Here is an 11,606-nt window from a genome sequence, read left to right on the forward strand (position 1 = left end):
GTTGCAGGTTGGCAACTGTTATACAAAGATACTTTTTCTAATTTAGATTTAGAATTCGGACTTCTGGATTAAAGCGCTAAGATGCGTGTTTTTTCATTTTGTGCTTCCTCGAAATTTGATTTTTCATTGAGCGCTTTATCTATCCAAGTAAGTGCCAATTGCTTTTTACCTACGTTTTTGTTTATCTGTGCCAAATAGTAGTATGCCCACGCTTTGGACGCTGCGTTATTATCTGAATAATTAGCCAAATACGTTCCGAGACAATCAATTCCGTATTCAGGTTCGATGTTATATTTTGCTGATAATTTTCCGATTTGGTAATTTAGATTGTTGTCTTTGTGAACTTTTAAGGATTTAGAAATAGTTTCCAATGCTTGCTGTGGTTGATTGTTTTTCTCATACAAACTGGCAAGTTTATTATAGGTGAGCGGAGAGCCTCCAACTTTCACTGCTTTTTTATAATACTCCACTGCCTCTTTATATCTTTCTGAATATTCAGCTATATGGCCCATAGCGAGATAGCCATCAACTGGCGAGATAGTTTGTAATTCCTTGGCGTAATTAGTTGCCTTGCTTTCACTACCTCCCAACATCCCCGGAAGTTGCAAGTAATATTCAATGAGTGCCCAGCGCGTATCGATGTGATTGGGGTCGAGTTTTGCGGCCAATTCCAATTCTCTTTTAATATCTCCTAAATACGTTGCGGCCCGGAGCTTATTTACCGAAACCGCTTTCATTCCCAAAGCACCGCCATATTTATAATGAAAATTGGCGTTGCCGTCCTCTTCTTCCACCAAGGCTTTATAATATTTTATCGCATCATCCCAATTTTGATCATGAGCCGCTATATCTCCTAAATATTCTAGTGTCTTCTTGTCTTTGGGATTTTGTTTTAAATGCCTTTTGAAAATCGGTTTTGCTTGTGAAAACTTTTCTTTTTTAAAAAATTCTTCTGCCTGTTGAAAATTGGTTTGAGAAAAATTGACAAGTGGAAAAAGCAATAGAAACGTTATTGAAATCGGAAATTTTCCTCGCACTTCTACTCCACTAAATAACTTAATAAAGAAGTTAGAAGTTACAATTTTGATTACGTTCTGATTGCTAAACACGGATTTCTGATTTATTGTGTACTGACTTATTAAAAACTGTTTATTTCTTTTTCGGCGGATATTGCTTTAATATTTTCTCAATTACAGCAAAATAATATGCTTCTTTTTGTTGGGGCGTACTACGTTCTTTCATTTCACCTTCTGCCACAGCTTGCCAGACAAGGTCGTCAACATCGGCATCAATAAAATCTACTGTGAGTTGTTGATTGATAACTCTACCGCCAATGGGAATACCTCCGCTCACTCCCACACCTACATTTCCGCCACCACTTCCAATACCGATACCCAGTGTACTTTTGGAAGCTGAAACACTTTCTTGTGCAAAAAAGTTAATCAACAATTGCGGATTATCATTTTTCACAAAACCGTGCTGCTGTAACAAACTATCGGTAATTTGCATAATTCTAGAGTCGTCCAAATTGCTTAAACCAGATTGGATTGAAGGATAAAAATTATAAGTTTTGTATTTTGAAAAATCTACTTGTTGGTCATAATCCACAGCTACGGTTGCGCCGCAAGAGACTAAAAGTAGCGTAATTGCTATAATTGAGAGAAGCTTCATTCGCCTATTTATTTTCAATAAAAGTACATAAAAAAGCCTCCGTGAATTTCGGCTTTGCTATTGTTTAACAATTTTTTGGTTGCGCTTCCTTGATCCATCTATAATTAAGGTTTAAATATATTGACGATTAGTATAGACACTGAAAGAAATATCCACTGCTGCTTGTGTATCATTTTATAAATAGATACCGGATATTGAATATAGAGAAGATGTAGAAAGAATAAAAACGAAAAGATGTGATTTTTATACCTGAAAACTTTGATAGACTGAAAGGTATGAAATAAAACGTTCAAGAAGCTTAATTTCAAGTTTTCAACAAGGAACTACTTGTAACAAAAATTTAGAAACAAACACCTAATATTTTATCTTAGTAATGTTCGGCAACCGATTATTAGTTAAGCATTTTCCAAAGTTTATCTTTCAATTCAGTAAGTCCTTGATTTGAAACAGCCGAAATAAACATATAGGGAACATCTTTAAATTCCTTATCTAATATTTTCTTCATTTCAGCTTTTAGCTCATCGTCGAGCATATCGCTTTTACTGATGGTAACCAAACGTTCTTTATCGAGCAATTCGGGATTGTACCGACGCAATTCATCAACTAAAATATCGTATTGCTCCTTAATATCCGGTGCATCGGCGGGAATTAGAAATAATAGTGTTGAATTTCGTTCAATATGACGTAGAAACCGATGTCCAATTCCTTTGCCTTCGGCTGCTCCTTCAATTATTCCAGGAATATCGGCAACTACAAAAGTTTGAAAGTCGCGATATTCTACAATTCCTAAATTCGGCTTCAAGGTTGTAAATTCGTAATTGGCAATTTTAGGTTTTGCAGCTGTAATAACTGATAATAATGTTGATTTTCCAGCATTTGGAAAACCGACTAAGCCTACATCTGCCAGAATTTTTAATTCAATAATAATATCCAACTCAACCCCTTCCTCTCCTGGCTGTGCATAACGAGGGGTTTGGTTGGTCGATGATTTAAAATGTGCATTCCCTAAACCTCCACGGCCTCCTTTGGCAATAACCTTCTCTTCTCCATCTTCGGTAAGTTCCACTAGCACCTCTTCAGTTTCTTTATCCCGAATAACTGTACCTAAAGGCACTTCTATATAAACATCGGCACCATCGGCACCTGTACTAGTTTGCTTACTTCCGGCACTTCCGTGCTCAGCTCTAAAGTGTCTTTTAAATTTTAGGTGGTAAAGCGTCCAAAGGTTTTTATTTGCCTTAACGATTACGTGACCTCCACGACCTCCATCACCACCATCTGGTCCGCCTTTAGGAATATATTTTTCCCTGCGCATATGCCGACTTCCTTGTCCACCCTTTCCAGATGTTACATGAACTTTTACGTAATCAACAAAATTTCCTTCAGTCACTTTCAAATATTTAAAGCACAGATTTCAGTTAATTTGAAACCAATACTAACTGTTATTTTAATAAATATGGTTGGAATTACAGCTCTATAAACTTACTTAAACTGTAAATTACAAACTATCTATAACTTTGCTCAAACGAGCAGTAATTTCTTCGATACTTCCAACTCCATCAACGCCGTAGTATTTATCTCTTTTTTGATAATAGTCTTTTAACACGGCAGTTTCGTTGTAGTACACTTTTATACGATTTCGAATTATGCTTTCATCTGCATCATCAGCTCTACCACTAGTTTTACCACGGTTCAAAAGTCTTTGAACCAGGACCTCATCATCTACTTCCAAGGCTACCATAGCATCAATTTGTGAATCTTTATCGTCCATTAAATGACCAAGTGCATCTGCCTGGGCTTTTGTTCTTGGAAAGCCGTCAAAAATAAAACCGTTTGCTTCTGGGTTTTTATCAACCTCATTGCTCAACATGTCAATTGTAATTTCATCTGGCACCAATTTTCCTTTTGCCATAAAGGACTTGGCAAGATTTCCTAGGTCAGTTTCGTTTTTAATATTAAATCGAAAAACATCGCCAGTAGAGATGTGAACTAGGTTGTACTTTTCTTTGAGAAAGTTAGCTTGAGTCCCTTTCCCTGCCCCTGGAGGGCCAAACAAAATAATATTGGTCATTGGTTGTGGTTTAATGAATAACAAACGAAGGGGTAAAAATACGAAATTAAAAAGTAGTTAAACTTTAAACTATAAATAAATCTTCTAACCGCTTAATAGCAAATCATTACTAGCAAATCAAATTGCTTAAAGGAGTTGAAAACATAGACCATTTTATAGGGAAAAACTAAAAATTAAGATAAAATACTCTAAGATTACTTACTTCAAGTTTTTTTAAAAAATAGGTAATTTCACATAGCTTATATATGCAGGGAATCGAAAGAAAATTCACACAAAAATATCCTGCTTTTCAATTCTAAAAAAATCTGTAAAGAAATGACTATTAGTCAACAAGAGAGCAATTAATAGAATACTGAAGTTATAGCTCCTTTTTTCATATAAAAATATTAAAATTACACTATACGTAGACCTACGTAGTTTTTTAGCCAAAATATTAGCTATATAATACTATAATAAGCATAAATATCATAATAATTAAATTTTAAACTCAGTTTACTTAATTTAATTCATATATTTGAAAAATAAAATTTGAGTATTTACATTTTCAAGTTATGTAAAAACCTTTCTTTTAGAGTATCAAATTTTTTTAAAACCAGTAGTGGCTAAATAAGATTTAATTTTAAAACGAACAACATTATGTTTAATGAGAGCCTTTATATACTTGCATTAGCAACCTTAGTTCTTGTTTCTTCTTGCAGTAATAATGATGATTTAAAAGATAGCAATATTGATTTTTATGTAGCGCTAACCACATCACCAGTCAAGGTACAAAACACCACGGGAGTATGGTTTGTTTACGAAATGCACGTAAAAGCATCAAGCCTCTCTAAGGTTGATATTTATAATGAAGATAATTTACAGTTGTCGTATACCGATTTCCGTAGCCGAGACGATATACATCTTGCAAGTATTTGGATTGAATATCCTGAAGCAGGTTGGCACAATCAAGAATTGACACATAAATTTCAATATAAAGATGCGACAGGACTTGAAAAGCATTACACCTTTAACCTACAAGTACAAGAACAATACCAAGACCCAATAACCATTGCCTTTCCGGTACCACAAGGAGTTTGGCTAGCCGAAGGTGCTCCAGGCAGCAATTCGTACCATACCCGTTCTTTATTTCCATTTGCGGAACCCTTTTTTGACGAAGAGCAACAAGGTTATTTATTTGGAAACAATCCACAACGTTATGCAATTGACTATGCTATGTTATTAGATGGTCTTCCATATCTTAATGACGGTTCAAATCTAGAAGATTGGCATTGCTATAATCTTCCAATAATAGCAGCCAGAGGTGGAAAAGTAATATACACCAAAGACGGTATTCCAGACAATCAATCTCCTCCCGAACTAGATTATTCAATAGACGAAAATAATGTTACGGGAAATGTAGTGTATATCGAACACGTCGATGGCACCATTGGAACTTATTGCCATTTAGTGCAAAATTCAGTCAAAGTGGAAATTGGAGACACTGTAGTAACCGGACAGGAATTAGGTCGTTTGGGAAACTCAGGAAACTCTACCGCACCCCATTTACATATGCACGTGCTTACAAATCCTGAAAACAAACAATTGACGAAATATTCTGATGGACTCTATTTAGAAAGCTTGCCTTATAAATTCACCCAATTTACAAAGTTGGGAGTTGCGCCAATAGGATATTTAGATATAAAACCTATATATCCCTTCATTCCTACAACGCCTAAAGTATTTAACAACGTACTCCCTTCAGAAAGTGATGTGATTGAGTTTTGATAAAAGAATTATAATTTCGTAATCGCAATCTGAAAAAACCTACCAGCTAACGAACCTGTACCTTCCAATGTGTACTTGACTTCAACAAGATCATTCGCTTGCAACAGAACAGGGAAATTTCCGCTTGTGCCCCACCACTCTTGCGATGAAAGGTTTACATACCCGTTGGTAAGATAAGTAGCCAATGTGCCGTTTACATATACTTGAAGACTGTATTTTTTAGCACCAGCTGGTAAATTACTTGTAGACATTCCTGCCGTTATAATATACAATCCGTCATGCAATACCGTTACGGTGCCATTTGTAGATGGTGATCCATCCAATTCATAGTACCCGACAGAATTAAACAACACATTGGTATTGTTAAGTGGCATAAGTACTGGCGTAGCACTTTGAGAAAAACTACCTGAACCTTTATTAAAAATAATGGTGGCAACTTCATCATGAGTATACTCAGTCCAGCTACCGCTTATGCGAGTATACAGCTTATTATCAGTTGTATTAAAGACAAAAGCACCATCGAGTACATTTGTTATAGCTACCATTTGTGCATTCGTCATCCGAGGTATCACCAGAGCACCAGTCGTACTCTCAATTTGTAACGCACTCCCATCATCTATATTAGATGTATTTATACCTACTCCTTTCTGAGCTAACATTGAAGTAGTAACTAGAAAAAAACCAAATACTATAATGTTTCTTATTAAATAGTTCATATCATTTACATTTTAATAATTCCTATTTTGAAGAAACGCGCGTCTAATGGAGTACCACCATTATTTAACACATATTGCAGGCTTACTACATCATTTTTCTTAAAAGGCAAAGCCATTACGCCACTAGTTCCAAATTCGTCGTCAGCAGCCATGTCAACATTTCCACGCACCAAATAGCCTATTAATGTAGAACCTTTATAAACTCCAATAATGTATTTATGATCGCCTGTTGGCAACTCATCTACAGAAAAACCAGCAGTTATTAAATAATTTCCGTCCTCTTCAATCCGCACAGTTCCATTCGATGTAACGGTAAAAAAACTAGGATCATTAGAAAGGACTTCGCTAGAACCAATAGGAAAATTATAATAGGTATTGTTAGTAGTTGAAACCAAATTATTATTGTTGCCTGCGCCCCATTCTTTACTTATGATTATAGAAGGAAGTGGTTCTACTGTTTTAATATTGTTCCAAGAACCTGACGAATAAATAAATAACGCATCAGCTTCGGTGTTATAAACTATTGCTCCATCAAGCGGTGATATAGCTAGCATTTGTGCGTTAGTAACTCTCGGCGGCACAAGTGCGCCTGTGGTACTATCTATTTGCAAAGCACTACCAGCAGCTGGAGTATTGGTTCCAATACCTACTTGAGCAGTAACAGAGAGCGAAGTTAATAGGAAAACAATGAGAAGCCCTTGAATAGACTTTATCGGCGAAAAGAATTTGAACTGTTTCATAATATGAATCTAATTTTTGTACAAAAATACAACAATTTTTTTATGTAAGATAAATACTTGCTTAACTAGTAGGATATGAATGTAAACAAAATAACACTATTTTCACAGAAGATATAACCATTTAACATTTTTTTGATATTTTAAAAAATCTAAAATAGCATCTTATAAGGTCGTGCTATAGTGCCTTGGAGTTCCTGAATACTCATCAGCCTAACTTTTCTTAAAAACTCTTTTCCTTCAAAAAAAACAAGTAAAGTTGGAGCGGAAAAAACGCTATACTCTCCTGAAATTCCAGGTGATTTATCAATTTGAACATGAACAAACTTTACAGAAGGAAATTTCTCAGAAAATAATTCCTCAATTTTTGGTCTTAGCGCATGACATACCCCACAGTTGGGTGCAGAAAAATAAACTGCAACCCCAGTCTCAGACGCAATCAAATTTTTTAAAGTGGTTAAATCCATTGTGAATAAAATTAAACTAGTGTTAAGTTAAAGTTGAAATTACGCATAAGGCAATCGTGAATTTTGTGATAGCTTTAAACAAAAAATCATTGCATAGCCTTAGCTACGGAATTATTTTTTAACGACAAGATGCCACAAAAGACGCCTTGGATTATGCGATATTTTTGACTTAACGTAGCACTAGTTATTAAACTTCAGATATATCATCATCTGCTTCTTCTCCTATAGCATTCTTTCTAACAAAATTATAAACGCCTTTTCCCTCAGCAATTAGTTGATCATTTTGAAATGCCTTCATTCGGGCGACGAGTATTCTGTTACCAAATCTAATGATTTTCCCTTCCACCATAATAGCTTGTGGTTCTGCTCCCCGAAGATAGTCCACTCTTAAATCGATTGTAGAGATTTTGTCTTCGAGCGACGTAAAGTGCAAAGCACCAATTACACCTCCAACAGAATCCATAACGGTAGCAATTACACCGCCGTGCCATATATTATTCCTGAAATCGCCCACCAATTCATTCCTAAAAGGGACACTAACCCTGACAAAATTCTTTTCGAGTATCTCTATTTTCAATCCTAAGAATTTATGCATCGGAATGCTTTCTTCAAAGGCCATTTTTATAAGTTCTGTATTATTTTCGAGCATTGTATTACTATAATTTTTTGTCTGTACTTTTTACATAATCAGAGTTTTCAAAAACAGCTTTAACTATTATTTTAACTTCCTTCAAATGTACTGAGAAACCTTCGATAATTATAGAGCCTAGAACTATTGAAATCTATTTGAAGAAAATGAGCAGGAGGAGTTCTCAATCATTGCATTCTTATTTTTTTAAAGCTTCCCACTCTTCTCTAGTAAGCGAATAAAAATTATGAAGCGATCCATCATAAAAAAACTCATTTCTTTTTATGAGTCCTATTTTTTGTAAAATTTTATTCGAGGCAATATGCTTTACATCTGCAATTCCAACTATTTCAGAATAATTAAGCTTTCTAAAGCCGTGATTTAAAGCCGCTATAGCAGTTTCGGAAGCAAATCCCTTTCCCCAGTGTTTTTTCATAAAACGGTAACCTAAATCATAATAACCTGTCTTTTCGTTAACAACATTTGTAACTAGTTTAAAACCGCTCCAACCAACAAACTCTCTGCTTGCTTTTTCCACGACAGCCCATCTGCCAATTCCATTCTCGGTATACTGTTTTTGAATGTTTTGTATAATTTCTCTTGTTTCCCTTAAAGTCGCAACAGGTTTATTTCCCAAAAATTTATGCACATCAGCATCGGAGTCCATTATAAACATATTTAAAGCATCTTCCGAAGTCAAATCGCGCATTATTAAACGTTCTGTTACTATGTGAATTTTCATATTTAAAAATTATTTAAGAGAAAATAAATTCGGTTTAAAAATTTAAACCAGCAAGCTAAATTAAAAAATTGTATACGCGTTTTTTGCCATACGAATAAAAAAGTCTGCGAACATTTACAAAATCAGCGGAAACAAAAATCTGAGAATGCGAAATAAATCCCGCGGATCACGCGGAATAACGCAGAATAAAGGAAGTATTCGCTGTTAGAGACTACATATAGAAGTTGCTATTCATAGCTTTATGATGTTTTGCCGACAATCAATTAAAAGCCTGGAATAATTTCACCTACAATTAAACTAAATTAACGCCTTGTGAAACTCGACAATTACCCTGTAACAAAAGTCATAGGCTGAACGGAGCCCAAGGATCAAAATAACTATCTTTGCAAAAATTGACTCCAAAACACAAACCATAAACACGTTGTAATGAACTACTTCTCCACCAACTTCACCCTCGGCATTCTTGGCGGTGGGCAATTGGGAAAAATGATGCTCTACGAAACCCGAAAATGGGACATTCGCACACACGTACTTGACCCCAGCCCCGAAGCCCCTTGCCGTATATCGACTGATTATTTTGAACAAGGAGACTTGATGGATTTTGAAACCGTTTATAACTTCGGAAAAAACGTGGACATTCTCACTTTTGAGATTGAAGGTGTAAACATTGAGGCGTTAGAAAAGTTGGAAAATGAAGGCGTAAAAGTTTATCCAAGTGCAGAAACATTGCGAAATATTCAAGACAAAGGCATACAGAAACAATTTTATAAAGAACACAAAATTCCCACTGCGCCTTTTAAGGTTTATAAAGATAAAAACGAATTGAATGAGGCGATTGTAAGAAAAGAGCTTCATTTCCCATTTGTATGGAAAAGCTGTACGGGAGGTTATGATGGCAAAGGCGTAAGCGTTATCCGAAGTGCAACGGATACAATTCCTCTATCGGAAGGCGCGTGCATTGCTGAAAAACTGATTCCCTTTAAAAATGAATTGGCAGTCATAGTGGCGAGAAATCCTTCGGGAGAAGTAAAAACCTACCCAGTTGTAGAAATGGAATTTCACCCCGAAGCCAATCAAGTAGAATACGTAATATGTCCTGCGAGAATAAACGAAGCAGTTGCCCAAAAAGCGCGCGATTTAGCCTCTAAGGTTTCTGAAGCTTTCAAACACGTGGGATTACTAGCCGTAGAAATGTTCCAGACCGAAGACGATGAGATATTAGTTAACGAAGTTGCCCCAAGACCGCATAATAGCGGGCACTACAGCATTGAAGCCAGCTACACCAATCAATTTGAACAACAAATAAGAGCCATTTTAGATTTACCTCTCGGCAATACTGACAGCAAAGTGGGCGGAATAATGGTAAACCTAGTTGGCGCCGAAGGTCATACAGGAAAGGTGGTTTATAAAAACATAGAAAAAATTCTGGCGATGGAAGGCGTAACACCCCACATTTACGGTAAAAAAGAAACACGCCCTTTTCGGAAAATGGGCCATGTGACCATTGTTAACAAAGATCTTAAGGAAGCACGGAGGATTGCAGAGGGGGTTAAGAAGACGATTGAAGTGATTTCAAAATAATAACGATTTGTTGCAAAAAATGCAACAGCTTTTGGAGGTTATTTCCGACTAAAACAACTGAGTATATTTTGTATATTTATCTAAATTTTCTGGTTATGACTACAATTGAAAAAAGAAATAAAATAAAAAACACCATAGAATCTTTTTCGAATGAGCAATTAGAAGAAACGATGTCTTTTATAGAACAGATAAAAGAGAATGATGAAAAACGAAAAGATTATATCAAAGGTTTATTAAAAAAAGAAAAAAATCTTTTCGAAAGGTTTGCCAAATGATTTCAGCAAACCTCGCAAAAGAGATTAATTTAATCATTGCAGGGTTTTCGGGAGGTTCCTCAGGGATACGTGACAACAACGGGCTTCTTTCTGCTCTTAATAGACCATATCAAACTTTTGATGGATTAGATCTTTATCCTACAGCAATAGAAAAATCTGCCGCAATTTTGGAAAGCACAATTATAAATCATCCCTTTATTGATGGAAATAAAAGAATGGATATGTTTTTATGAGATTGTTGTTAGCAGAAGATGATATTTACAGTTTTGTTATATCTATATCAGAAGGTAGAATGAATACTGAATCAATAATTAAATGGATTAAAAGCCACACAACCAAGAAGGATTAATTAATCCTGTATGGTTGGGTCAAAGAGAAGCAGCAAATAATAAATAAATGAAAGTAGCAATAATAATGGGAAGCACCAGCGACCTGCCAGTAATGCAGGACGCAATAGATATTTTAAAAGAATTCCAAATTGAAGTGGAAGTAGACATTGTTTCTGCACACCGAACCCCCGACAAACTATTTGATTATGGAAAAAACGCCCATAAACGCAAAATTTCAGTAATCATTGCCGGAGCTGGAGGAGCTGCTCACCTTCCCGGAATGATAGCCTCATTGTCTCCACTTCCAGTAATTGGCGTACCTGTAAAGTCAAGCAATTCAATTGATGGCTGGGACAGTGTACTTTCTATCTTGCAAATGCCTGGTGGCGTTCCCGTTGCAACAGTTGCACTTAATGGCGCAAAAAACGCTGGCATCCTTGCTGCACAAATCATTGGAGCAAGCAATAAAGCTGTTTTAGATAGAATTATTGCTTATAAAGAAGAATTGAAGATTAAGGTCGAGGCCGCTTCAAAAGAATTATAGAAATAGTTTTAAAAAAAGTTTCCGCAGATTTCGCCAATTTCCGCAGACTCACTCCTATTTCTCTGCGAAAATCTGCGAGAT

General features: G+C 35.7%; 13 protein-coding genes and 1 pseudogene. 5 read left to right on the top strand and 9 right to left on the bottom strand.

The genetic code is table 11. From position 1 onward, the window contains the following. Positions 1-68: 68 nt before the first annotated feature. The 4 genes and pseudogenes from BLW28_RS04695 to BLW28_RS04710 form a co-directional block, all read right to left on the bottom strand. Positions 69-1,109, bottom strand: coding sequence for a tetratricopeptide repeat protein (locus BLW28_RS04695; protein WP_244885842.1), 1,041 nt, complete (start codon positions 1,107-1,109; stop codon positions 69-71). A gap of 40 nt (positions 1,110-1,149) precedes the next feature. Beyond that, a complete protein-coding gene (locus BLW28_RS04700; RefSeq protein WP_073215979.1) occupies positions 1,150-1,671 on the bottom strand; it encodes a DUF4136 domain-containing protein in 522 nt (173 codons plus the stop codon). A gap of 391 nt (positions 1,672-2,062) precedes the next feature. Beyond that, positions 2,063-3,061 carry a GTPase ObgE gene (obgE, locus tag BLW28_RS04705; RefSeq protein ID WP_073215976.1) on the bottom strand — a complete coding sequence of 333 codons (999 nt, stop codon included), beginning with the start codon at positions 3,059-3,061 and terminating at the stop codon, positions 2,063-2,065. 108 nt (positions 3,062-3,169) lie between these two features. Next, positions 3,170-3,748, bottom strand: a pseudogene (locus BLW28_RS04710) (adenylate kinase); the annotation flags it as partial. A gap of 630 nt (positions 3,749-4,378) precedes the next feature. On the opposite strand from BLW28_RS04710, the gene BLW28_RS04715 reads away from it, so the two are divergent. Continuing rightward, on the top strand, positions 4,379-5,506 hold the full coding sequence (locus BLW28_RS04715; RefSeq protein WP_073215970.1) for a M23 family metallopeptidase: 1,128 nt from the start codon (positions 4,379-4,381) through the stop codon (positions 5,504-5,506). A gap of 8 nt (positions 5,507-5,514) precedes the next feature. Here the strand turns inward: BLW28_RS04715 and BLW28_RS04720 are convergent, their stop codons facing one another. The 5 genes from BLW28_RS04720 to BLW28_RS04740 all read right to left on the bottom strand — a co-directional run bounded on the left by BLW28_RS04720 (position 5,515) and on the right by BLW28_RS04740 (position 8,796). Then, entirely contained in the window at positions 5,515-6,222 is a 708-nt protein-coding gene (locus BLW28_RS04720; protein ID WP_092842536.1) for a hypothetical protein, read from the bottom strand. 5 nt (positions 6,223-6,227) lie between these two features. Further along, complete coding sequence (locus tag BLW28_RS04725) at positions 6,228-6,962, bottom strand: hypothetical protein (RefSeq protein ID WP_073215964.1); 735 nt, start codon at positions 6,960-6,962, stop codon at positions 6,228-6,230. A gap of 149 nt (positions 6,963-7,111) precedes the next feature. Continuing rightward, complete coding sequence (locus BLW28_RS04730; RefSeq protein ID WP_073215961.1) at positions 7,112-7,426, bottom strand: thioredoxin family protein; 315 nt, start codon at positions 7,424-7,426, stop codon at positions 7,112-7,114. Between the two features lie 187 nt (positions 7,427-7,613). Then, a complete protein-coding gene (locus tag BLW28_RS04735) occupies positions 7,614-8,075 on the bottom strand; it encodes a hotdog fold thioesterase (protein ID WP_073215958.1) in 462 nt (153 codons plus the stop codon). 178 nt (positions 8,076-8,253) lie between these two features. Next, a complete protein-coding gene (locus BLW28_RS04740) occupies positions 8,254-8,796 on the bottom strand; it encodes a GNAT family N-acetyltransferase (RefSeq protein WP_073215955.1) in 543 nt (180 codons plus the stop codon). Positions 8,797-9,222: 426 nt separating this feature from the next. On the opposite strand from BLW28_RS04740, the gene purK reads away from it, so the two are divergent. The 4 genes from purK to purE all read left to right on the top strand — a co-directional run bounded on the left by purK (position 9,223) and on the right by purE (position 11,525). Next, a complete protein-coding gene (gene purK / locus BLW28_RS04745; protein ID WP_073215953.1) occupies positions 9,223-10,377 on the top strand; it encodes a 5-(carboxyamino)imidazole ribonucleotide synthase in 1,155 nt (384 codons plus the stop codon). Between the two features lie 95 nt (positions 10,378-10,472). Further along, on the top strand, positions 10,473-10,652 hold the full coding sequence (locus BLW28_RS04750; protein WP_073215950.1) for a hypothetical protein: 180 nt from the start codon (positions 10,473-10,475) through the stop codon (positions 10,650-10,652). Then, complete coding sequence (locus tag BLW28_RS04755; RefSeq protein ID WP_083540672.1) at positions 10,649-10,885, top strand: type II toxin-antitoxin system death-on-curing family toxin; 237 nt, start codon at positions 10,649-10,651, stop codon at positions 10,883-10,885. The genes BLW28_RS04750 and BLW28_RS04755 overlap by 4 nt, the downstream gene beginning before the upstream one ends. Positions 10,886-11,048: 163 nt before the next feature. Then, positions 11,049-11,525 carry a 5-(carboxyamino)imidazole ribonucleotide mutase gene (gene purE, locus BLW28_RS04760; RefSeq protein WP_073215947.1) on the top strand — a complete coding sequence of 159 codons (477 nt, stop codon included), beginning with the start codon at positions 11,049-11,051 and terminating at the stop codon, positions 11,523-11,525. Positions 11,526-11,606: the final 81 nt, after the last annotated feature.

The organism is Aequorivita viscosa, from assembly GCF_900106795.1.
Lineage (GTDB): Bacteria > Bacteroidota > Bacteroidia > Flavobacteriales > Flavobacteriaceae > Aequorivita > Aequorivita viscosa.

What these genes read in the sequence shown, in the direction of transcription:
- purE (WP_073215947.1), top strand. Translation starts at nt 11,049, where the DNA reads ATGAAAGTAGCAATAATAATGGGAAGCACCAGCGACCTGCCAGTAATG.
- BLW28_RS04750 (WP_073215950.1), top strand. Translation starts at nt 10,473, where the DNA reads ATGACTACAATTGAAAAAAGAAATAAAATAAAAAACACCATAGAATCT.
- BLW28_RS04725 (WP_073215964.1), bottom strand. Translation starts at nt 6,962, where the DNA reads ATGAAACAGTTCAAATTCTTTTCGCCGATAAAGTCTATTCAAGGGCTT.
- BLW28_RS04735 (WP_073215958.1), bottom strand. Translation starts at nt 8,075, where the DNA reads ATGCTCGAAAATAATACAGAACTTATAAAAATGGCCTTTGAAGAAAGC.
- BLW28_RS04700 (WP_073215979.1), bottom strand. Translation starts at nt 1,671, where the DNA reads ATGAAGCTTCTCTCAATTATAGCAATTACGCTACTTTTAGTCTCTTGC.
- BLW28_RS04755 (WP_083540672.1), top strand. Translation starts at nt 10,649, where the DNA reads ATGATTTCAGCAAACCTCGCAAAAGAGATTAATTTAATCATTGCAGGG.
- BLW28_RS04730 (WP_073215961.1), bottom strand. Translation starts at nt 7,426, where the DNA reads ATGGATTTAACCACTTTAAAAAATTTGATTGCGTCTGAGACTGGGGTT.
- BLW28_RS04720 (WP_092842536.1), bottom strand. Translation starts at nt 6,222, where the DNA reads ATGAACTATTTAATAAGAAACATTATAGTATTTGGTTTTTTTCTAGTT.
- BLW28_RS04715 (WP_073215970.1), top strand. Translation starts at nt 4,379, where the DNA reads ATGTTTAATGAGAGCCTTTATATACTTGCATTAGCAACCTTAGTTCTT.
- BLW28_RS04740 (WP_073215955.1), bottom strand. Translation starts at nt 8,796, where the DNA reads ATGAAAATTCACATAGTAACAGAACGTTTAATAATGCGCGATTTGACT.
- purK (WP_073215953.1), top strand. Translation starts at nt 9,223, where the DNA reads ATGAACTACTTCTCCACCAACTTCACCCTCGGCATTCTTGGCGGTGGG.